Origin of the sequence: Streptomyces sp. NPDC017993 (genome assembly GCF_044328065.1) — a bacterium.
In the GTDB taxonomy this organism is placed as follows: Bacteria; Actinomycetota; Actinomycetes; order Streptomycetales; family Streptomycetaceae; genus Streptomyces.
On sequence record NZ_JBIRGO010000011.1, the window covers coordinates 161,843 to 182,433 of the forward strand.

Sequence of the window (20,591 nt, forward strand, 5' to 3'; positions counted from 1 at the left end):
CGACCGCCGCCTCGGCCGAGCGAGCAGCGCAGCACGCTGCACAAACGCGTTTTTGTACTGGCCCCGGAATCCGCTAGAGTTCAACACGTCGCCGGGACGCGCAAGCGCACCGGAGGCCGCGTAGCTCCCGGACGTAGTCTGGGAGCGACATCTGCGGACGTAGCTCAGTTGGTAGAGCACCACCTTGCCAAGGTGGATGTCGCGAGTTCGAGTCTCGTCGTCCGCTCGATGTGGGGGATCTTTTCCCGAACCCCCTCACTCCTGGTGGAGTGGCCGAGAGGCGAGGCAACGGCCTGCAAAGCCGTCTACACGGGTTCAAATCCCGTCTCCACCTCCAAGGACGATTAGCTCAGCGGGAGAGCGCTTCCCTGACACGGAAGAGGTCACTGGTTCAATCCCAGTATCGTCCACTGGATCCCCGATCATGCTTGACCGGGTGTCCGTCCCGCGCGATTAGCTCAGCGGGAGAGCGCTTCCCTGACACGGAAGAGGTCACTGGTTCAATCCCAGTATCGCGCACGCAGCACATGCAGCATCTGCGGAGATCATCGAGATCCGCGGTCCCGAGGACGATTAGCTCAGCGGGAGAGCGCTTCCCTGACACGGAAGAGGTCACTGGTTCAATCCCAGTATCGTCCACACAGCAGCCGAGGGCCGGAGCATTCGCTCCGGCCCTCGGTCGTTGTCAGGACGAGAAGAGCATTCGCCCGAAGCTGCGGTGACCATGGTGGCCGTGGTGGCCGTGGTGGCCCTGGTGCGGGGCGCCCCAGGCGGGAGCCGCCGGGTACGCCTGCGGGGCGGCGGGCGGCGGGGGCGGGGCCTGCTGGGACCACTGCGACTCCAGGCGGGTCAGCGACTCCAGCTCCCCGTAGTCCAGGAAGATCCCCCGGCAGCCTGCGCACTGCTCGATCTGAACGCCATTGCGGTTGTACGTGTGCATCGGTGCATGGCACTTGGGGCACTGCATCGTCGGCTCAACTCCTGTCATTCATTGCTGCTCACTGCGGCGTCGCCGGAACGGCCTCCCGGCGACGAGGTGTTCACCCTACGTTGCGCGCGGCGGGAGCCAACTGCCGCGGCAAAGAGGTCATACGGGCGCAGGCGTCGACGACCGCCGTCTCGATCTCGTCGAGAGGGCGGGACTCCCCCGCGGCCTTGGCCACGGCGAGGGCGGCGGTCTGCACGGTCAGCGCGCGGGCGGGTATCTCCAGGTCGGGCCAAGGATCTCCGTCGGGACGCACGGCGCGGCCGCCGGCCGCACGGTAGGCGGCGAGGAAGCGCGCCCAGATGTCCGGGGCGAGCAGGCCGGTGGCGAACCAGGCGGCGGGGCGGGCCAGGTCCCAGGCGGGGTCGCCCAGACCCAGGTCGTCGATGTCTATGAGCAACCACCGGCCGCCGGTGGCCGGGTGCCGTACGAGCTGGCCGAGGTGGAGGTCTCCATGGCACAGGAGGGCCGGCTGCGGCCCCGGCGCGGCATCGCGTGTCCAGGGCGGCAGCAGGGCCCACGCGGCCTCGATGGACCTGGCCGCCTCGGCGAGGGAGCCGGGCGCGGGCAGGGACGCCCGGGGCGCGGGGATCGTGCCCCGGAGCGGGGCGAGGGCGGTGCGCATACGGGCCAGGGCGCGGGCGGCCTTGGCCGGGCCGCGCATCGGGGGCACCGGGCCGGGCAGTTGGGCCGGGTCGACGGCGTGCAGACGCGCCAGCAGGCGGGCGGCTTCCTCCCAGGGCGCGGCGTCGGGGTCGTCGGGCGGGACCGGGGTGCCGTACGGCCAGCGGGTCAGTGCCCGGCCCTCCTCGGTGAGGGTGAGGAAGCCGTCGGGGGCGGTGAGCGGGAGCGGCGGCAGCAGGACGCCGTGCAGCGAGGGGTGGGCGGCGATACGGAGGCGGGTGGCGAGGGCCGTGGTGTCGCTGTCGGGGGCGTGGGCCTTGGCGACCGTGTGGCCGGTGCGGACGACCGTGCCGTCGGGGCGGTCGGCGAGCACCGTCGGGGCCGGCCCGCTTCCCGGGGCGGCCCCGGTTTGCGTCGCGGCGGCGGCCGACAGGGCGGCCAACCGGTCGAGCAGTGTGCTGGTCATCCGTCCCCCGGGGGCTGCGAGCCGTACGGACCGTGCGCGGCCCGGCCTGGGATCGTACGCGCGGTCCCGGCGGACGGGTCCCACAGGTGGCCCGCCGATGCTCGATGGCCGGGCATCTCCCCAGATGCCCGGCCGTCGTGCCGTCCGCCCTACCCCCGTCCCCACGGGGTTTTTCTGCCGGAAGTCCCCGTCCCGGGCCGCTCTCCCGGGACCGGGGCGCCTGTCAGCGCCCCAGCATTCCGGCCACGGACGACGCCTGTGTCAGGACGGCTTCCCAGCCGCCGAAGACGACGGACAGGACGATCGCCAGCGGCATCACCATGGCGACCGCGACGAGAGGATGGCGCGTGCCGGAGGGCTGTCGGCCGCCGAGCGCCGAGGCGACTCGCCGCCCGTGCGCTCGAAGGGCCGTCCGCCCTGTGGTGTCCGCCATCGTCCTGCTCCTGTCGTGTCTGGGGCGGCGGGCGTCTGACCTCGGGGGACGAGTGCTGTCGCCCGCCGCTTGAACACCACACTAGGCAGCCGTGGGGCTCGGGTCGTCATGCCGTCGTATCGATTGACGGGCCTCCAGGAGGATGACGGGAGGGGGTTGCGCGTACTCCCCAGGGTGGAGAGCCGGGACGGCGACCCTGAGGGCATCCCCGAGGGGAGCGGGCCGCGCCGTCGGCGATACCGGCCGCACGGAGGCTGAACGCTGCTGCGGAGAGCGGGAATCGGGCCGTGTGCGCCACCATCGTGGCCCCGTCCCGGCGGGACAGTACCCCCTTGGGTGACGTCCCTCACTCGGCCACTCCCCCGGACCGCCGTTCCGAGGCCGCTGCAGAGCATGCGCGTCACCCCGCCGCCAGGGGCGCGGGGACACGTCGGCATCTTCCCGGGCGCCGGTGAAACCTACCCTTCGGTACGTCAATCTCCTTTCAGGAGCGGAGCATTGAGCACTCATGTCGGAAACGGGCGCGTACGGCCGCCGTTTGCGACCCGCCGGGTGGGAATCCCTCCCACGCGGCGGCAATCCGGTGGCCGACGCATGCGCGGCCTATCAGCACAGCGAGCCGTCAATCCGTAAGCTGTGCCACGTCAGACGGTTGGCAGCGGAGTGGGGCCTCCCCACCGCAGGTAGGGGACGGACATGGCGATGATGCGGCTCCGACGCGAGGACCCGCGTGTCGTCGGGACGTTCCGGCTCCACCGCCGGCTCGGCGCGGGTGGGATGGGCGTGGTCTATCTCGGATCGGACAAGCGCGGGCAGCGGGTGGCGCTGAAGGTGATCCGCCCGGACCTGGCGGAGGATCAGGAGTTCCGCTCCCGGTTCGCGCGCGAGGTCTCGGCGGCCCGGCGTATCCGCGGCGGCTGTACGGCCCGACTGGTGGCGGCCGATCTCGACGCGGACCGGCCCTGGTTCGCCACGCAGTACGTCCCCGGCCCGTCCCTCCACGACAAGGTCAACGAGGAAGGGCCGCTGTCCCCGGCGCAGGTCGCCTCGATCGGCGCCGCGCTCTCCGAGGGACTGCTCGCCGTCCACGACGCGGGCGTGGTGCACCGCGACCTGAAGCCGTCCAACATCCTGCTGTCCCCCAAGGGGCCACGGATCATCGACTTCGGTATCGCGTGGGCGACCGGCGCCAGCACCCTGACCCACGTCGGCACGGCCGTCGGCTCGCCGGGGTTCCTCGCGCCGGAACAGGTACGCGGTGCCGCGGTGACGCCCGCGACGGACATCTTCGCGCTGGGGGCCACGCTCGCCTACACCTGCACCGCCGACTCGCCCTTCGGCCAGGGCAGTTCCGAGGTCATGCTCTACCGCGTGGTGCACGAGGAGGCGCAACTGGCCGGGGTGCCGGACGCGCTGGCACCGCTGCTCGCCTCCTGTCTGGCCAAGGACCCGGCGGACCGCCCGAGCACCCTGTCGCTGTCGCTGCGGCTGAAGGAGATCGCCGCCCGTGAGGCGCACGGCCTGTCGAGCGGCCCCCTGGAAGGCGAGCCGGCCGGCGGGGCGGGCGGCTGGAGCCATGGGGAGCGCCGGACGGCGGACCGGCCGACGGGGCAGCGTGCCGAGGAGTACGCGCGTCAGCGCACCGAGCGGCGGGCGACGGGCACCTCCACACCGCGGCCGCAGGCGAGCCGGCCCCCGTCGCCGCGGGAGGGCACTCCCCGGCCCGCCGGACCGGCGTCCGGTGCCGGGTCCCGGCCACGGCCCGGCGGACGGCGCTCGGGGCGCGTTCCGGCGGCGCGGCCCGGTCGCAGCGGGTCGCGCTCCGCGGTGCGTACGACATCGGGAGGGCGCCGGCCCGGTCCGGACCGCAAGCTGCTGCGGCAGCGGATCATCGTGTTCGTGACGGTGACCCTGCTGGTGGCGCTCGGTATCGCGGCGGCGCAGGGCTGCCAGGGCCCGGCGCGCGGGATGGGCAGGGAGCGGCCGGGGCCGGTCACCCGTGCCGAGACCGGTCACGCACCGGGCGCCGACGAGGAGACCGGCCGCTCCGTGGCGGCGCGGCAGAGCAGTTGACCGGACGGGGCCGCTCTCGCGGTCCCGTGTCCGGTCGCGGCTCCGGGCCGGCCGGTCAGGACTCCGGGCGGCCCGTCGCGACGGCGTAGAAGGCGACCGCGGCGGCCGCGCCGACGTTGAGCGAGTCCACGCCGTGCGCCATCGGGATACGGACCCATTCGTCGGCGGCCCGCAGGGCTCCGGTGGTCAGGCCGCCGCCCTCCGCGCCGAGCATCAGGGCGGCGCGCTCCAGTGTGTGCGGGGCGGCCTCGTCGATCGAGGTCGCCTGCTCAGCCGGGGTCAGCGCCAACAGCTTGAAGCCCGCCTCCCGTACCACCGCCAGATCCCGGGGCCAGCTCTCCAGGCGGGCGTACGGCACGGAGAACACCGCGCCCATGGAGACCTTCACCGAGCGGCGGTAGAGCGGGTCGGCGCAGTCCGGGGAGAGCAGGACAGCGTCCATGCCGAGGGCCGCGGCGCTGCGGAAGATCGCCCCGATGTTGGTGTGGTCGTTGACCGCTTCCATCACGACGATCCGGCGGGCCGTGCCGAGCAGCTCCGTGGCCTCCGGCAGTGTCTTGCGCTGCATGGACGCCAGGGCGCCGCGGTGGACGTGGTAGCCCGTCACCCGCTCGGCGAGGTCCGGGCTGACGGCGTAGACCGGTGCCGGGACCTCGTCGATGACATCGCGCATGACATCGACCCACTTGGCCGAGAGCAGCATGGACCGCATCCGGTAGCCGGCGTGCTTCGCGCGGCGGATGACCTTCTCGCCCTCGGCGATGAAGAGCCCTTCCGCGGGCTCGCGCCGACGCCGCAGCTCGACGTCGGTGAGACCGGTGTAGTCGCTCAGGCGGGGGTCGTCCGGGTCATCGACGGTGATGATTTCTGCCACGGGAAGATAGTGCCTTGTCGGTGTCGAGGTTCCCATGCCGCATACGGCATCGGCTGTTTACGGGAACGTGCGGCTACTCGGGGGACGGCGCGGTGATGCCGACGACGTCCCCGACCACGATGACCGCCGGGGGACGGACGCCTTCGGCCCGTACGGTCTCGCCGAGCGTCGCCAGGGTCGCATCGACCCTGCGCTGCGCGGCGGTGGTGCCCTCCTGCACGACGGCGGCCGGGGTTTCGGCGGGGCGGCCGTGCTCGATGAGCTTGGCGGCGATGGCACCGCTGTTCTCCACGCCCATCAGGACGACGAGGGTGCCCCGCAGCTTCGCGAGCGCGGGCCAGTCGACCAGAGAGCGCTCGTCGTCGGGGGCCACATGGCCGCTGACGACGGTGAACTCGTGGGCCACCCCGCGGTGGGTGACGGGGATGCCCGCGGCGCCGGGGACGGAGATGGTGCTGGAGATGCCGGGGACGACCGTGCAGGAGATGCCGGCCTCGGCCAGTGCCTGGGCCTCTTCCATACCGCGGCCGAAGACGAACGGGTCGCCGCCCTTGAGGCGGACCACGGCCTTACCCGCCTTGGCGTGCTCGATCAGGGCGTTGTTGATCGCCTCCTGCGGCATGAAACGGCCGTAGGGGATCTTCGCGGCGTCGATGACCTCGACGTGCGGCGGGAGTTCGGCCAGCAGATCGCGGGGGCCGAGCCGGTCGGCGATGACGACGTCCGCCTCGGCGAGCAGGCGTCGGCCGCGCACGGTGATCAGGTCGGGGTCGCCGGGGCCGCCGCCCACCAGGGCCACGCCCTTGGCGCGGCTGCGGTGGTGCGGGGCGGCCAGCGTGCCGTCGCGCAGCCCCTCGACGATGGCGTCGCGAACACCGGCGGAACGGCGCGGGTCGCGGCCGGTGAGCACCGCGACCGTGACGCCCTCGCTGTGGCCGGTGGCCGGGGTCCAGGCGGTGGCGGCTTCCGCGTCGTCGGCACGGACGCACCACACCCGGCGGTCCTCGGCCTCCTGGGAGGCCGCCGCGTTGGCGGCGGGGTCGTCGGTGGAGATCAGCGCGTACCACGCCTCGGCGAGGTCACCGGCCTGGTAGCGGCGATGCTCCCAGCGGATCTCACCGGTGTCGGCCATCGCCTCGACGGAGGGCGTGGCCGAGGGCGAGATCAGCAGAACCTCGGCGCCCGCGGCGACCAGCGAGGGGAGCCGGCGCTGGGCGACCTGGCCGGCGCCGAGGACGACCACGCGACGGCCGGACAGCCGCAGTCCGACGGGGTAGGCAGCGTGTTCGGCGACGTGCTCAGCCATGGTGGTACGGCTCCTTGTGCGGGTGATGCGAGTGCGGCGACTGGCTCAGCCACTGCGGCTCTGGAGCGGCTGGAGGGGTCGTACGGCCCCGGGGCGGTACGTGAGGAGTGACGGCCCCGGCCCACAGCCTATGGGGCTGCGGGCCGGGGGTCATGCGCGGGCGGGCCGCAGGTCAGCCCTTTTCCGTCACTCCGGCGGAGTCGAAGGTGGCGACCTCGTGCATGGCGCGGGCTGCGCTCTGCACGACGGGGAGGGCGAGCAGCGCGCCGGTGCCCTCGCCGAGGCGCAGATCGAGGTCGACCAGCGGGCGCAGGCCGAGCTTGGTCAGGGCCGCGACGTGGCCGGGCTCCGCGCTGCGGTGACCGGCGATGCAGGCGGCGAGCGCCTCGGGGGCGATGGCGCGGGCGACCAGCGCCGCGGCGCCGGCGCTGACGCCGTCCAGGATGACCGGGGTGCGCAGCGAGGCGCCACCGAGGATCAGACCGACGAGGGCGGCGTGCTCCAGGCCGCCGACCGCGGCGAGGACGCCGATGGGGTCGGCCGGGTCGGGCTGGTGGAGTTCCAGGGCGCGGCGGACCACATCGACCTTGCGGGCGTGCGTCTCGTCGTTGATGCCCGTGCCCCGGCCGGTGACCTCGACCGGGTCGACGCCGGTGTAGACCGCGATCAGCGCCGCCGAGGTGGTGGTGTTGGCGATGCCCATCTCGCCCGTCAGCAGCGCCTTGTTGCCGGCCGCGACGAGGTCACGGGCGGTGTCGATGCCGACCTCGATCGCCTTCAGCACGTCCTCGTGGGACATCGCCGGGCCGACGGTGAAGTCGTCGGTGCCGGGGCGGACCTTGCGCGGCAGCAGCCCCGGCGTCGCGGGGAGGTCACCCGCCACGCCGACGTCCACCACGCAGACCTCGGCGCCCACCTGGTTGGCGAAGGCGTTGCAGACAGCGCCGCCGCCGAGGAAGTTGGCGACCATCTGGCCGGTGACCTCCTGCGGCCACGGCGTCACGCCCTGGGCGTGCACCCCGTGGTCGCCGGCGAAGATCGCGACGGCGGCCGGCTCGGGGATCGGCGGCGGGCACTTGCGGGACAACCCGCTCAGCTGCGCGGAGATGATCTCCAGCATGCCCAGCGCCCCGGCGGGCTTGGTCATCCGCTTCTGCCGCTCCCACGCCTCGCCGAGCGCCTTGGCGTCCAGCGGGCGGATGCCCTGCAGGGTTTCCTGGAGCAGATCGTGCGGGGCCTCGCCGGGCAGCGCACGGCGTCCGTACGTCTCCTCGTGGACGACCCAGGACAGCGGGCGGCGCTTGGCCCAGCCGGCCTGCATCAGCTCCGGCTCGTCCGGGAACTCGTCGACGTAGCCGATGCAGAGGTAGGCGACGACTTCGAGGTGGTCGGGCAGGCCCAGTTCGCGGACCATCTCCCGCTCGTCGAAGAAGCTCACCCAGCCGACGCCCAGGCCCTCGGCGCGGGCCGCGAGCCAGAGGTTCTCCACGGCGAGCGCGGAGGAGTACGGGGCCATCTGCGGCTGGGTGTGCCGGCCGAGGGTGTGCCGGCCGCCGCGGGTGGAGTCGGCGGTGACGACGATGTTCACCGGCGTTTCGAGGATCGCCTCGATCTTCAGCTCGCGGAACTGCTTGGCGCGCGCCTTGGGCAGCGACTTGGCGTACGCCTCCCGCTGCGCCATGGCGAGCTGGTGCATCTTCTCGCGGGTCTCGTCCGAGCGGATGACGACGAAGTCCCAGGGCTGGGAGTGGCCGACGCTCGGCGCGGTGTGCGCCGCTTCCAGGACGCGCAGCAGTATGTCGTTGGGGATGGGGTCGCTGCGGAAGCCGTTGCGGATGTCACGGCGCTCGCGCATCACGCGGTGCACCGCGGCGCGCTCGGAGTCGTCATATCCGATGGCCGGAGCCGGGATCGGGAGACCGCTGGGGTCCGTGCCGTTGTCCACGAGCGAGCCGTCCTGGTGCTGGGGCTGGGTGGGAAGCAGAACCTGAACGGGGGTGCCGGGGGCACCGAACTCGTCGGAAGGGGCCGCGGGGTCGGCCGTGTCGGCGTCGGCGGGCTGCTGAGCGGCGGTCGCGGCCGCGCGGCCGTCCTGCTCGACTTCCCCGGGACGGTCCTGGTCCTGGGCGTCCTCGTAGCCCTCGCCGAGCTGGACGAGTTCGGCGCCGTCCTGGTCCCGGTGCGGCGCGTCGGCCGAAGTGTCGTCGGCCGGCTCGCCGGCCAGGACCTCCGTCTCGGTGACGGCCGGTTCCTGGACCGGGTCGGCGACGGGCTGCTCACCGGTGGCCTGGGCGGGGATGTGCACGACCACGGGCCGGACTTCGGCGGCCGGTTCGACGTCGACGGGCGCCGCGTCCGCGGTCTCGTCGGCCGGGGCCGTCACCTCGTCCGGGGCGGCCGGCAGCGGCTGCTCCTCGCCCGTCGGGTTCTGCGGCGCCGCCTGCTCCTCGGCGGCCGCGGGGGCCTGGTCGGCCGAGTTCTGCTGCCCTTCGGCGTCCTCGGGGGCGCCGGGCTGCGTACCGGCGTCCGGACGCTCCGCCTCGGGCTGCTCTATGACGACCTCGTCGGCGCCCTCCTGATCGGCGCCCTCCTGAGGGGCGGGCATCGCGACGGGGCCCTGAGGGGCTGCGGCGGGCATCGACGCGGGCTCCGGGGCGGACGCCGCGGGGTCCTCCGCGGCAGGGAGCTGCGCGGCTTCGACGGTCTCCGCGGGCGGGCCGGCCGGGCCGGTCTCGTCGGCCTGCCGGTCCTCCGGGGCGTCGGCGGGCTGCGCCTCGGCCACGGGCTGAGGCGGTTCAGCGGCCTGGGTGGCCGGGTCTGCCGCGGGCTGCGGCTCGTCGGCACCGTCCGCGTCCGGCTCGGCGACCTGATCGCCCTCCGAGGCGGCCTGCTGGTCCGCTGCGGGCTGCTCCACCGGGACGTCGGCGGCCGGGGCCTCGACGATGGGGGCATCGTCGGTCGCGGCCTCGACGGTCGGAGGCGCTGCCTCGGCCTCGGGAGCGGGGCTCTCTTCGACGGGCTGCTGCGGTGCCTCGGCGGACGCCTCGGGCTCCGGAGCGGCGGCGGCCTCGGGGGCCGGCGGGCTCACCGCATCAGGTGCGTCCGCGACCTGCGGGGCCTCCGGTGCCTCGGGTGTCTCGGGTGCCGGGGTGGCTTCAGGCGAGTGCTGCGCTTCCTGATTTACCTGCGTTTCCTGCGTTTCCTGCGCGTCGAGCGTTTCCTGCGTTTCGGGGGCTGCGGCGTCCGCTGCGTCCTGCGCGTCGGGGGCCTCCGGTGCGGGCGCTTCCTCTGCGGCCGAGCCGTCCGCATCCGCGATCACCGCGTCCGGAATTGCTTCCGTCACCGCGTCCTGCGGCTGAGCGGGGGCCTCCACCGGCGCCTCGTCTGCGGGCACCGTGTCGTTGTCCGGACCGGCGGTCGCGTCCTCCACGGCCGCCTCCGCCGCTCCCTCGGCCGGCAGCGGCTGGGGCTGTCCTGCGGGCAGCGGGGCGTCCTGAGGAGCGGGGGCGGCGAGCGCCTCGGGGGCGGCCGATTCCGCGACAGGTGCCGCCACGGCCTGCGCCGAGGCGTCGTTCCAGGCCGGAGCCTGCGACGGGATCTCGCCGAGCTGCGGGCCGGGCAACGGTCCCTGGCCCGCGGCGCCGTACGCCTGCTCGGCATAGGACTGCCCGCCGTAGGACGGTGCCGCGAAGGCCCGCTCGGCGTACGCCACGTCCTGGAAGGACGGGTCGGCGGAAGGCTGCGCCTCACCAGCGGCGAGGCCCTGCGAAGGGGCACCGGCGGGCTGCTCGCCCGCCGCGGAGCCCGCGGTCCGGTCGTCGAGGTACTCCGGGCCGGTGGCCGGCGGTCCTGCGTGCCGGGCGGCCGGCTGCGCGGGCGCGCCTGCCGGACCGCGGTCGGCGAGTGAGCGGACCACACCGCCGGTCGCGTCCGGGACGGGCGGGCCCATGTGGAGCGGCCGGCGTGGGGGCGTGGCCGGTGCGGCGGCCTGGGCGCGGTTCTGCTGGGGCGCGGCCGGCTGCGGGATGCGCACGGCACTGAGGTCGACGGAACCGGAGTCCCGGCCGCCGCTCTCGTGGTCGCCGGCCGGGGCGGGCATCGGCGCGAAGCCCGCGGCTGCCGGGTCGGCCTCGAAGGGCGCGCTCTGCTCCGGTGCGTTCGGCTGCGGCTGCGCGCCCTGGTGGGCCTCCTGCGGCTGCGGGAGAGGCTGCTGCGCCTGCTGCTCGCTCCACGCGCCCTGGGCGCCCGGCATCAGCAGCAGGTCGTCGTCCTCGGGGGCACTGTCTGCCGGGTCGAGGTAGGGGTACGTGTCCGGCGGCGTGACCATGCCCGGTTGCTCCATCGGTCCGGCGTCGGCAGGGGAGGAGGCGGCCGCCGGCTGCGGCTGCCTGGGATGTCCGCCTGCGTTCTCCGGCTGTCCCTCGCCCGGGACCTGGCCGGTGTCGGTCATGCGTACCCCTCGCCCATTGGTAGTGCTCCTTCCAACCGCTCGTGCGACGCGCTCGACCGGGGACGCGCCGACGCCCATAGCTAGAACGAGCGAGCACGTCTCGCGGCACGTCCGCCCTCTAGAGCTTCATATTCGGCCAAAACCACGGCATTTTCCGGATATTGACGTACGAAGCCGAACGCGGAACGGCGGCGCAACGATCCGCCAGCCTACCCTCCACGGGTTGCCGCACAGGTCAAGGGTGGGGAACGCGATAGCCGCTGAGCAGAAAGACGACGGAGCGTTCGCGTTCGACCCAGACGGATGTGTCCAGGTCCACCGACTGCAGCAGCGCGCACTCGACTTCGTAGCCGCCGTCGGCCAGTGCCTTGCCGATCGCCTCGGCCTCGTCGCGGGTCGCGGCGTGCGTCACGATGCGCTCCGGGCGGCGCGCCGCGCAGGCGGTGACGACCGCCGCTCCCCCGCTGCCGACCCGCACCACGTCGGGTTCCGGCAGGTCTTCGAGGATCTGCGGCGCGCGTCCGTGCACCACCTGGAGTTGGACGCCGTAGCGGCGGGCGACCGCGGCGGTGCGGCCACAGGCGTCCGGGTCGGCGTCCACCGCGATGACGGCGGCGCCGAACCGCGCGGCCTCCACCGCGGCGGCTCCGCTGCCGGCGCCGATGTCCCAGACCAGGTCGCCCACCCGCGGTCCGAGACGGGCGAGTTGGGCGGATCTCAGCTGGACCGACTCCCCCTCGCCCAGGGCGCCGCCGTACGCCCCGGCCGGAAGTCCCCAGCCGCGCGGACCCGTCGGATGCCCGACCTCGTGGGCGGCGATCCAGCCGGTCCCCTGAGCGGCTGCGCCGGCGTGCGAGCCGCCGACGACGATGACGACGTTGGGGTCGCGCCAGACGTGGTCGGCGGCCTTGTCGGATGTGAGGACTGTCACCTGCTCCCGGTCGGTGCCCAGCTCCTCGCAGATGACGAAGGTGCGGTGCACACCGCCAAGCAGCAGGGCGAGTTCGGCGGGCCCCGCACCGGGCGAGGTGAGCACCGCGACCTTGGTGTGCGCGCGGCAGACGTTCACCGCACGGCGCAGCTCGCGACTGTGGGCGACCACGATCTGGGCGTCGTCCCAGGGCATTCCGGCGCGCGCGAAGGCGGCGGCGACGGAGGAGACGGCGGGGACGACCTCGACTTCCAGCCCGTGTTCGGGGGCCCTGAGGGTGCGTACGACGCCGAAGAAGCCGGGGTCGCCGTCGGCGAGGACGACGGCGGTGCCGCGGTGCTGGGCGACCCGGCGGGCGGCCAGTGACACGCTGCCGAGCCGGATCCGCTCGGCGTTCGGCGGGACTTCGGGCAGGGCGAGGTGGTGGGCGGCTCCGGCCACCAGCGTCGCGGCGCCGAGGGCGGAGCGGGCGGCGGCGGTCAGCGGGGAGCCGTCCCATCCGATCACCGTGACCCGGTCGGCCATGCTCGTCAGTCTCCTGGGGCTGCTGTGGGTACGCGTGGGGACACACGGTCCGTGAGGTGTGGGGCGCCGGTCCTCGCCGGTGGCGAAGGGCGGCAGGCCGAGAGTACCTCGCGAGGTCCGGACCTGAGCGAGGGAGTGGGGTCAATTCCACCCGGGGTAGGTGAAACCGTTGGCGTCGGCCATCCGGGCGGGGAGGCCGTCGAGGTCCTCGGGCAGCAGGCTCCACACGATCAGATCCGTCCGGATGTCCGTCCAGCCGCCGTCCTCGGTGCGGCTGCGGGCTATCCAGGCGTTGCGCAGCACGCCCTCGCTGATGCAGCCGATCTTCTGGGCGACCTGCTGGGAGGCGGTGTTGTCGGCGGCCGTGCGCAACTCGACGCGCTCGAACTGCAGGTCCCGGAAGAGCCATTGCGCGACCGCGAGGACCGATTCGCAGGCGTAGCCCTCACCGCGTGCCCAGGGGGCGGTGACGTAGCGGATCTCGGTGCTGCGCACGCGCCAGTCGGTGCGGTCGACGTGGATGGTGCCGACCAGCCGCTGGGTGAGGAATTCGGTGACCGCCAGGGCGATGCCGCGGCCTTGGGTGCGGACGGCGGAGGCCTTGCGGGTGACCCAGGCGCGGGCGTCGTCGTGGGTGTACGGGTGCGGCAGGGTCGTCCAGGCGGTGACGAGTTCGTCGGTCATCATCTCGGCGAGGGCGGGCACGTCGGCCTCCTCGAAGGGGCGCAGCACCAACCGGTCCGTGCTGATGGAGATGTCCGGAAAGGTGGATGTCATGCCGCTGCTCCAACGCCGTTGACCATAGTGCTCCGGGAACGTCACGGGCCGTTCATTCCGTGAAGTCACGGGCCGCCCTGACCGTCTTGAGTGCACCAGCATGCAGCATCTGCCTGCGGATGTGCCACGCACAGGGGCCCCGGACGCGCACTGCACGTCCGGGGCCCACAATGCGGCGACGCGAAAGGCCGTCCTTCGACGGCCCGCGCGCGGGAGGAGGCGTCAGCTCTTGGCGGGGCCGAAGGCCGGGATGACCGAGCCGTCCTTGTACTGGTCCTGGAGGAACTTCTTGACCTCGGGGGAGTTCAGGAGCTTGGCGAGCTTCTTGATCCGCGGGTCGTCCTCGTTGCCCTTCTTGACGGCCAGGAAGTTGGCGTAGGGGTTGTTCTCCGCCTTCTCCAGGGCGAGCGCGTCGGTGGAGGGCTTGAGCTTGGCGCCGATGGCGAAGTTGCCGTTGATGATCGCGGCGTCGACGTCGTCGATGCGCGGCGCGGTCTGGGCGGCCTCCAGCTCGGTGATCTTGATGCCCTTGTCGTCCTTGACGTCCGTCAGCTTGGCGTCGGAGCCGACGCCGGGCTTGAGGGTGATCACGCCGTTGTCGGCGAGCAGCTTGAGCGCACGGCCCTCGTTGGAGGGGTCGTTGGGGACCGAGACGGTGCTGCCGGCCTTGAGCTCGGAGAGCTTGTCGAGCTTCTTGGAGTAGACGCCGAGCGGCTCGATGAGCACGTTCTGGACGGGCACGATGTGCGTGCCGTTCTCCTTGTTGAAGGTGTCGAGGAACGGCTTGTGCTGGAAGAAGTTGGCGTCGACCTGGCCGTCGTCGGTGACCTTGTTGGGGATCTTGTAGTCGTTGAACGGCTTGACGACCAGCTTCAGGCCGGCCTTGTCCGCCAGCTTGTTCTTGACGAAGTCGAGGATGGCGCCGTGCGGCGTGGGGCTGGCCGCGACGACGAGGGGCGCGTTCTTGTCACCCTTGTCGCCGGCGGTCGTGTCGGAGGGGGCGCTGCAGGCGCTCGCGCCCAGGGCGACGGCGGAGGCGGCGGCCACGGCCACGGAGATCTTTACGGTGTTGCGCACGAAGAGTGCCTCTTTCTTGTTCACGCGAGCGGAGTCGCGCGTGGTGTACACCCGGCAAAGGGTCCGGGCTCTTGGGTGATGCGGTGGTACGGGAACCGCGGGAGGTCCCGTGGGTCAGACGGTTTCCCCGGCGGCGAGGGCCGGCTCCTCGGTGACGCGCCGCGCGCGGCGCAGGCCGACGCGTGCGGGGCCGCGGGTGCCCCGGCCGGCGAGCCGCCGGACGACGAGGTCGCCGAGCAGCTGCACGAGGGTGACGAGGACGATCAGCTCCACGACGGTGGTGATCATCAGCGAGGTCTCGTACTGCTGGTAGCCGTAGGTGTAGGCCAGGTTGCCCAGGCCGCCGCCGCCGACCGCGCCGGCGATCGCGGAGTAGCCGATCAGCGTGATGACGGTGGTCGTGACCGCCGCCACCAGAGCCGGCAGGGCCTGCGGGAGCAGCACCTTGAACACGATGGTCCAGGTGCCGCCGCCCATGGCCTGCGCGGCCTCGACGAGGCCGTGGTCGACCTCGCGCAGCGCCGCTTCCACCAGCCGGGCGAAGAACGGGATGGCGGCGATGGCGAGGGGCACCACCGCGCCGGTCGGGCCGATGGAGACGCCGACGACGATCCGGGTGAAGGGGATCAGCACAACGATCAGGATCAGGAACGGGAAGGACCGTCCGATGTTCACGATCGCGCCGACGACCTTGTTCACCACGACGTTCTGCAGGACGGCCCCGCGGTCGGTCAGGTGCAGCAGCACACCGACCGGGATGCCGACGAGGACGGCCCAGAACGTCGACCACCACACCATGAAGAGGGTGTCGAGAGTGTTGTCGTACAGCAGCGGCTGCATGTCGGTCCAGCTCACTTGGCACCTTCCTTCAGCAGCGAGGCGGCGGGAGCCGGGATCGCACGGTCGTTGTCTGCGGTCGCCTCGGCACCCTCAGTCGCGTCAGTCGTGTCAGCCGCGTGGGCCACGTCGGCGACATCGACCTGGAGTCCCTGCTCACGCAGGAAGCCGATGGGCACGACGTTCTCCTCGAAGCGGCCCGGCAGCTCGATGCGCATCCGGCCCACCTGGTTGCCGCCGACGGTGTCCATGGCGGCACCGAGGATCGAGACGTCGACGTTGTAGGTGCGCGACAGCTCGGAGATCACCGGGCGGGTGGCGGCCGCGCCGTGGAACGTGACGTCGACGACCGTACGGTCCTCGGCGGACGGCTCGCCGCCCACCGGGAACAGCTCCCGGGCGAGTTCGGAGCCGGGGGTCGCCAGGAGGTCCGCGACGGTGCCCTGCTCGACGACGCGTCCGTCCCTCATCAGCGCGGCCGAGTCGCAGATCGTCTTGACGACGTCCATCTCGTGCGTGATGAGCACGACGGTCAGGCCCAGCTTGCGGTTGAGGTCGCGCAGCAGCTGGAGGATCGAGCGGGTGGTCTCGGGGTCCAGGGCGCTGGTGGCCTCGTCGGAGAGCAGCACCTTGGGGTCGCCGGCCAGCGCGCGGGCGATACCCACCCGCTGCTTCTGACCGCCGGAGAGCTGGGCGGGGTACGCCTTGGCCTTGTCGGCGAGGCCGACCAGGTCCAGCAGCTCCAGTGCCTTGCGGGACCGCTCGCGGCGGTCCACCTTGAGGATCTCCAGGGGCAGTTCGACGTTGTCCTGCACGGTGCGCGAGGACAGCAGGTTGAAGTGCTGGAACACCATGCCGATGTGGCTGCGCGCGGCACGCAGCGCGGCGTTGGCGCGCTTCTGGTTGCCGGCGAGCGCCGTGAGGTCCTGGCCGGCGACGGTGACCGTGCCGGAAGTGGGGCGCTCCAGGAGGTTGAGGCAGCGGATCAGGGTGGATTTACCGGCGCCGCTCTGGCCGATGACGCCGTACACCTCGCCCTCACGGACGTGCAGATCGACGCCGTCCAGGGCGGTGACTTCGCGGTCTCCTGAGCGGTAGACCTTGGTCAGGCCCGTTGTGGTGATCACAGGGAATTCCGTCACTGTCGTGTGCCCGGTGGCTCGCCCACCGGGCACGGGGCATTCTTGCGAGTGCGGCAGAGGAGAGACGCCGAAGGCAGCGGGCAGGGCCCGGCTCCGGGTTCCGGTGACGCGGGGCGGCCGGTTTTCGTCCTGGACGAAGACGCGGCACGAGGCAGGGTCTCGCTTCGGGGCGCGAGGCTCAGGCGGGGGCCCTCAGCGGTCACACATTCGACACAGGCAACGAGCACCGGGCGTCGTGAACGCCTCGGTCGCAGGGGTGCGGCTGCTCGTCGTGGTCATGGCGGCAAGTAAACCAGACAGGGGTACGGGCCGATCAACCGAGTCCGCATAGCGGACATGGCTGACCGGTCCGTGGACAGTGTCCCGTCCGCGCTCAGTCGGCGGTGGTGATCTCCAGCCCGCCATCCGCGGCCTGCACCGATACCGCGGACAGGTCGGGGACGACGACGTCCGCGGCCAGCTCGTCCGCACGGTGCGTTGTGGTCAACGCCACGGTCGTCATGCCGGCGGCGCGGCCCGCCTGGAGCCCGGCCGGCGCGTCCTCGAAGACCACACAGTGGGCCGGGTCCACACCGAGCCGCTGGGCGCCGAGCAGGAACGGCTCCGGGTCCGGCTTGCCGCGGGTGATGTCGTCGGCGGAGACCAGGTGCTTGGGACGCACCCCGACCTCGGCCAGCCGGGCCTCGGCCAGCCGGCCGGTGGCGGAGGTGACGACCGCCCACCGGTCCGCGGGCACGCTCTCCAGCAGGGCGCGGGTCCCGGGCAGCAGGACCACTCCGCCCGCGGCGTCCTCGATCTCCAGCTGCTCGATCCGGGCCAGCGCCTCCGGCACCCGCTCGGCCGGCAGCAGATCGGCAACGATCTCCGCCGCCGGTCGGCCGTGCAGCTCGACCGCCGCGAAGTCCTCCTCGGTGATGCCGTACTCCTTCGCCCACCGGGTCCAGCAGCGGTATACGGAGTCCATGGAGGAGATGAGGGTGCCGTCGTTGTCGAAAAGGAGTGCTTGCGCGGAGATCTTCATATTTCACCAGCGTAAGGGCGGCCACGGGGCCGGACGCAGCCGCCCTCCGGCCGCCGATTAAAGTCGCCCCATGCCCCTCTACTCCCCGGCGCCCAGCCACGCCGCACGGAGGTCCCGGTGATCGACGCACTGACGATGGTGGTCGGTGTGGCCGCTCTCGCCCTGGCCGCCTGGTGCGGCTTCGCCGCGTACCGCGACCAGCCGACGAAGGACTGGCACTTCATCGGCATGGCCGCCGTGTCACTGCTCGGCCTCGTCCAACTGGTCATCGCCGTCGTGCAGTTGGCGCGCGGCCAGTCGCCGGAGCAGGGCACCGCGATCTTCGTCGCCTATCTGCTCGGCGCCGCCGCGTGCGTGCCGGCGACCGGGTTCATGTCGCTCGCGGAGCGCACCCGCTGGGGTTCGGCCACCGTCGCGGCGGGCGCCGTGGTGCTGGCGGTGCTGGAAGTGCGGCTGTTCGACATCTGGGGAGGCGGCAGTGCCTGAGAACAACACCACCACCGCAACGGACGGCGCCGCGGGCACGGCCCCGGCGAAGCGTTCGCTCGGCACCGGCCCGGGACGGTTGCTGGTCACGCTCTACGGCGTCTTCACCGTCGCGGCCGCGTCCCGCTCGCTCTACCAGCTGATCGCGCAGTTCGACCGGGCGCCGCTTGCCTACAGCCTGTCCGCGGTGTCCGCGGTCGTCTACGGCTTCATCACGTTCTCGCTGGTACGCGGCGGCGAGGGGGCCCGCAAGGCGGCGTTCGCCTGCTGCGCGCTGGAGCTGCTCGGGGTGCTGGGCATCGGCACCTGGACGCTGCTCGACCGGTCCGCCTTCCCCGATGCCACCGTCTGGTCGGACTACGGCATGGGCTATCTCTTCATCCCGATCTTCCTGCCCGTCACCGGTCTGATCTGGCTGCGCCGGGCCCGGTCGGCGTAGCCGTTCCGCCCCACGGGGCGCGGGAGAGGCGGACGGGCCCGGCGGCACACCGCGGGCCCGTCGCTCGTCGCTACGCCCCGGCCACGTACACCTCGGCGGGCTCCTTCGCCACCAGCTCCTTCTCCAGGGTGATCACGCTCAGCCGGCGGGAGACCTGTTCCGTGCCGACCGGCGCGTAGCCGTGGCCGCGGTAGAGGCGCAGATTGCCCTCGCTGCGGTGGCCGGTGAAGAGGCGGAAGCGCTTGGCTGACCGCTCGGCCGTCAGCCGCTCCTCGACCGCGGCGAGCAGCCGGCCGCCCAGGCCGTGACGCTGCAGCCGGGGGTGCACGATGAGCTTGGCTATGGCGGCGGTGCCGTCCGCGTCGACGGTGCCGCGCACCGACCCGACCACTTCCTCGCCGAGCCTGGCCACCACGACGCAGCCCTCGCCGAGTTCGGCGCGCAGGGCGTCCAGGCCCTGGGTGAGCGGCTCGATGCCGTAGTCGTCGTACAGCGCGGCTTCCTGCTGGTAGCAGAGGTACTGGAGTTTGAGGATCTGCTCGGCGTCCTGGTCGGTCGCCGCAGAGATGGTCACGCTCGTGCCCATGCGCGTCTGCCTCCCCTTTTCGGTTCGCTGGTCCGGGCGCGTCGAGGGTGGAGGGGTGCCGCGCCCGGAGCTGTGTGCCCTGACCGACGGCGCCGTGGGGTACACGCCGCCGCCGTGGCAGGACTGACACTGCTTCTTCCGGAGTCCCCGGATTCGTGCAGCGGCAATCTTTGCCGCGAGCATTCTGCGCAGGCATTCGGGACAAGGGGAACGGACCGGCCCCCTGCTCTCCTGTGACATTCCCAACTCAGATGAGAAGACAGGGGAGCGGGCGCCGGTCCGGGAGCGGTGGGCTCTCGACGCGGTCGAGGTGGTCAGCCCCTGCGGAACTCCGCGGCCGCCAGCAGAGCGGTGTCGGGGTTGTCGGAGAAGAGGCCGTCGATGCCGGTGGCGAGGTAGGCCTTGAACACACCGAGAGCGTCGCCGTAGGCGTTCGGGTCGGTGCCGCGGCGGTAGTCGGCCGGCAGGAAGGTGTTCTCGTTGCGGACGGTGTAGGGGTGCAGCACCAGCCCGGCGGCATGCGCGTCGGCGACGACGGAGGTGGGCTCGCCCAGCTTGCCGTCCTTGTCGCGCGGGATGATCACGGTGAGGTCGGGGCCGATGCCCTGGGCGAAGCCGGCGATCCACCGCAGGCCCTCGGGCGTGACCAGATCGGCGACCTTGCGCGGGTCGCCGGCCTCGACGAAGTCCCAGGGCCGGCTGGTGAGCGTCGAGAGCAGGACGACCTTGGGGCAGTCGACCAGCCGGTCCAGCCGCTGAATGCTGCTGGGCTCGAAGGACTGGAGGAAGTTCGGGGAGTTCTTCTTGTGCCGGCCGTGGGCGCGCAGCGCCTTGGCCAGCCGCTCCTCCAGGCCCAGGCCCAGCTTGCGGAAGTAGGTGGGGTGCTTGGTCTCGATGTGCAGCCAGACACGGCGGCCCCGCTTGCGACCCTCGCGTTCGGCCCACTGCAGCACCTCCTCGAAGGAGGGGACCTCCCACCGGCCGTCGTAGAGGGTGTTGTGCTGCCGGGTGCCCGGAATGCGCTCCTTGGCCCGCAGGGTCTTGATCTCGGCGAGGGTGAAGTCCTCGGTGAACCAGCCGGTGAGCTGCACGCCGTCGACGCTCTTCGTCGTCCTGCGGTCCGCGAACTCGGGGTGCGCCGAGACATCGGTGGTGGCGGTGATGTCGTTCTCGTGGCGGCAGACCAGGTGCCCGTCCTTGGTGGGGACGAGGTCCTGTTCGATGACGTCCGCGCCCATGTCCAGGGCGAGTTGGTAGGAGCCGAAGGTGTGCTCGGGCCGATAGCCGCTGGCGCCTCGGTGGCCGACGACGAGCGGCACCGGCAGCTCGTGGCCCGCGCCGCCCCGCTCTCCGGCGCTCGCCCGCCCGGCTCCGCCCATTACCGCCGCGCCCGCGCCGAGGGCCGCTGCTCCCAGCACCGTGCGCCGCCCCGGCTGCTGCCGCTTCTGCATGCCCGTGCTCCTTGCTGTGAAGTGTCCGGGAGTATGTCCGGTGGTCCCAGGTGGTGGTACGTGTCCCGCACCTGTCAACGGGACGGGGTGATCGTAGGCACGGACGGG

Annotated in this window: 17 protein-coding genes and 5 tRNA genes; 8 read left to right on the forward strand and 14 right to left on the reverse strand. The window is 72.6% G+C overall.

The features are described 5' to 3' along the window. Positions 1-153: 153 nt before the first annotated feature. The 5 genes from ACH4FH_RS21715 (at position 154) to ACH4FH_RS21735 (ending at position 639) form a co-directional block, all read left to right on the forward strand. Positions 154-226 (forward strand) — tRNA-Gly (locus ACH4FH_RS21715). A gap of 37 nt (positions 227-263) precedes the next feature. Beyond that, positions 264-337: transfer RNA gene (locus tag ACH4FH_RS21720), tRNA-Cys, on the forward strand. Between the two features lies 1 nt (position 338). Continuing rightward, a tRNA-Val gene (locus tag ACH4FH_RS21725) sits at positions 339-410 on the forward strand. A 37-nt stretch (positions 411-447) separates the two neighbouring features. Further along, a tRNA-Val gene (locus tag ACH4FH_RS21730) sits at positions 448-519 on the forward strand. A gap of 48 nt (positions 520-567) precedes the next feature. Further along, positions 568-639: transfer RNA gene (locus ACH4FH_RS21735), tRNA-Val, on the forward strand. A 46-nt stretch (positions 640-685) separates the two neighbouring features. Here ACH4FH_RS21735 and ACH4FH_RS21740 read toward each other — a convergent pair. The 3 genes from ACH4FH_RS21740 to ACH4FH_RS21750 all read right to left on the reverse strand — a co-directional run bounded on the left by ACH4FH_RS21740 (position 686) and on the right by ACH4FH_RS21750 (position 2,508). Then, on the reverse strand, positions 686-967 hold the full coding sequence (locus ACH4FH_RS21740) for a zf-TFIIB domain-containing protein (RefSeq protein ID WP_398557512.1): 282 nt from the start codon (positions 965-967) through the stop codon (positions 686-688). 73 nt (positions 968-1,040) lie between these two features. Beyond that, positions 1,041-2,075, reverse strand: coding sequence for a phosphotransferase family protein (locus tag ACH4FH_RS21745; protein ID WP_398557513.1), 1,035 nt, complete (start codon positions 2,073-2,075; stop codon positions 1,041-1,043). 223 nt (positions 2,076-2,298) lie between these two features. Further along, positions 2,299-2,508 carry a hypothetical protein gene (locus tag ACH4FH_RS21750; RefSeq protein WP_398557514.1) on the reverse strand — a complete coding sequence of 70 codons (210 nt, stop codon included), beginning with the start codon at positions 2,506-2,508 and terminating at the stop codon, positions 2,299-2,301. Positions 2,509-3,204: 696 nt separating this feature from the next. Here ACH4FH_RS21750 and ACH4FH_RS21755 point away from each other — a divergent pair. Beyond that, positions 3,205-4,581, forward strand: a complete 1,377-nt coding sequence (locus ACH4FH_RS21755; RefSeq protein WP_398557515.1) for a serine/threonine-protein kinase — start codon at positions 3,205-3,207, stop codon at positions 4,579-4,581. 55 nt (positions 4,582-4,636) lie between these two features. On the opposite strand, the gene ACH4FH_RS21760 is transcribed toward ACH4FH_RS21755, so the two are convergent. The 9 genes from ACH4FH_RS21760 to ACH4FH_RS21800 form a co-directional block, all read right to left on the reverse strand. Further along, a complete protein-coding gene (locus tag ACH4FH_RS21760) occupies positions 4,637-5,455 on the reverse strand; it encodes a TrmH family RNA methyltransferase (protein WP_398557516.1) in 819 nt (272 codons plus the stop codon). A gap of 73 nt (positions 5,456-5,528) precedes the next feature. Beyond that, positions 5,529-6,761, reverse strand: a complete 1,233-nt coding sequence (cobA, locus tag ACH4FH_RS21765; protein WP_398557517.1) for a uroporphyrinogen-III C-methyltransferase — start codon at positions 6,759-6,761, stop codon at positions 5,529-5,531. Between the two features lie 172 nt (positions 6,762-6,933). Further along, positions 6,934-11,211 carry a nicotinate-nucleotide--dimethylbenzimidazole phosphoribosyltransferase gene (gene cobT / locus ACH4FH_RS21770; RefSeq protein ID WP_398557518.1) on the reverse strand — a complete coding sequence of 1,426 codons (4,278 nt, stop codon included), beginning with the start codon at positions 11,209-11,211 and terminating at the stop codon, positions 6,934-6,936. A 235-nt stretch (positions 11,212-11,446) separates the two neighbouring features. Then, positions 11,447-12,667, reverse strand: a complete 1,221-nt coding sequence (gene cbiE, locus ACH4FH_RS21775) for a precorrin-6y C5,15-methyltransferase (decarboxylating) subunit CbiE (RefSeq protein ID WP_398557519.1) — start codon at positions 12,665-12,667, stop codon at positions 11,447-11,449. Between the two features lie 141 nt (positions 12,668-12,808). Next, entirely contained in the window at positions 12,809-13,444 is a 636-nt protein-coding gene (locus ACH4FH_RS21780; protein WP_398557520.1) for a GNAT family N-acetyltransferase, read from the reverse strand. A 222-nt stretch (positions 13,445-13,666) separates the two neighbouring features. Beyond that, the gene (locus ACH4FH_RS21785; protein WP_398557521.1) at positions 13,667-14,521 is read right to left on the reverse strand and encodes a MetQ/NlpA family ABC transporter substrate-binding protein; all 855 of its coding nucleotides are present in this window, start codon (positions 14,519-14,521) and stop codon (positions 13,667-13,669) included. Between the two features lie 114 nt (positions 14,522-14,635). Beyond that, on the reverse strand, positions 14,636-15,376 hold the full coding sequence (locus ACH4FH_RS21790; protein ID WP_398557522.1) for a methionine ABC transporter permease: 741 nt from the start codon (positions 15,374-15,376) through the stop codon (positions 14,636-14,638). After that, a complete protein-coding gene (locus ACH4FH_RS21795) occupies positions 15,373-16,485 on the reverse strand; it encodes a methionine ABC transporter ATP-binding protein (protein ID WP_398557523.1) in 1,113 nt (370 codons plus the stop codon). The genes ACH4FH_RS21790 and ACH4FH_RS21795 overlap by 4 nt, the downstream gene beginning before the upstream one ends. A gap of 388 nt (positions 16,486-16,873) precedes the next feature. Further along, complete coding sequence (locus ACH4FH_RS21800) at positions 16,874-17,521, reverse strand: HAD family hydrolase (protein ID WP_398557524.1); 648 nt, start codon at positions 17,519-17,521, stop codon at positions 16,874-16,876. 117 nt (positions 17,522-17,638) lie between these two features. On the opposite strand from ACH4FH_RS21800, the gene ACH4FH_RS21805 reads away from it, so the two are divergent. Continuing rightward, positions 17,639-18,007, forward strand: a complete 369-nt coding sequence (locus ACH4FH_RS21805; protein WP_398557525.1) for a hypothetical protein — start codon at positions 17,639-17,641, stop codon at positions 18,005-18,007. Further along, the gene (locus ACH4FH_RS21810) at positions 18,000-18,446 is read left to right on the forward strand and encodes a hypothetical protein (RefSeq protein WP_398557526.1); all 447 of its coding nucleotides are present in this window, start codon (positions 18,000-18,002) and stop codon (positions 18,444-18,446) included. The genes ACH4FH_RS21805 and ACH4FH_RS21810 overlap by 8 nt, the downstream gene beginning before the upstream one ends. A 70-nt stretch (positions 18,447-18,516) precedes the next feature. Here the strand turns inward: ACH4FH_RS21810 and ACH4FH_RS21815 are convergent, their stop codons facing one another. Continuing rightward, positions 18,517-19,032 (reverse strand): GNAT family N-acetyltransferase, encoded by a 516-nt coding sequence (locus ACH4FH_RS21815; protein ID WP_398557527.1) that lies wholly within the window; start codon positions 19,030-19,032, stop codon positions 18,517-18,519. Between the two features lie 314 nt (positions 19,033-19,346). After that, on the reverse strand, positions 19,347-20,483 hold the full coding sequence (locus ACH4FH_RS21820; RefSeq protein ID WP_398557528.1) for a glycerophosphodiester phosphodiesterase: 1,137 nt from the start codon (positions 20,481-20,483) through the stop codon (positions 19,347-19,349). Positions 20,484-20,591 lie beyond the last annotated feature (108 nt).

Bases quoted from the DNA above. Each gene is read 5' to 3' on its own strand.
- ACH4FH_RS21740 (WP_398557512.1), bottom strand. From the start codon at position 967: ATGCAGTGCCCCAAGTGCCATGCACCGATGCACACGTACAACCGCAAT.
- ACH4FH_RS21745 (WP_398557513.1), bottom strand. From the start codon at position 2,075: ATGACCAGCACACTGCTCGACCGGTTGGCCGCCCTGTCGGCCGCCGCC.
- ACH4FH_RS21750 (WP_398557514.1), bottom strand. From the start codon at position 2,508: ATGGCGGACACCACAGGGCGGACGGCCCTTCGAGCGCACGGGCGGCGA.
- ACH4FH_RS21755 (WP_398557515.1), top strand. From the start codon at position 3,205: ATGGCGATGATGCGGCTCCGACGCGAGGACCCGCGTGTCGTCGGGACG.
- cobA (WP_398557517.1), bottom strand. From the start codon at position 6,761: ATGGCTGAGCACGTCGCCGAACACGCTGCCTACCCCGTCGGACTGCGG.
- cobT (WP_398557518.1), bottom strand. From the start codon at position 11,211: ATGACCGACACCGGCCAGGTCCCGGGCGAGGGACAGCCGGAGAACGCA.
- cbiE (WP_398557519.1), bottom strand. From the start codon at position 12,667: ATGGCCGACCGGGTCACGGTGATCGGATGGGACGGCTCCCCGCTGACC.
- ACH4FH_RS21780 (WP_398557520.1), bottom strand. From the start codon at position 13,444: ATGACATCCACCTTTCCGGACATCTCCATCAGCACGGACCGGTTGGTG.
- ACH4FH_RS21800 (WP_398557524.1), bottom strand. From the start codon at position 17,521: ATGAAGATCTCCGCGCAAGCACTCCTTTTCGACAACGACGGCACCCTC.
- ACH4FH_RS21815 (WP_398557527.1), bottom strand. From the start codon at position 19,032: ATGGGCACGAGCGTGACCATCTCTGCGGCGACCGACCAGGACGCCGAG.
- ACH4FH_RS21820 (WP_398557528.1), bottom strand. From the start codon at position 20,483: ATGCAGAAGCGGCAGCAGCCGGGGCGGCGCACGGTGCTGGGAGCAGCG.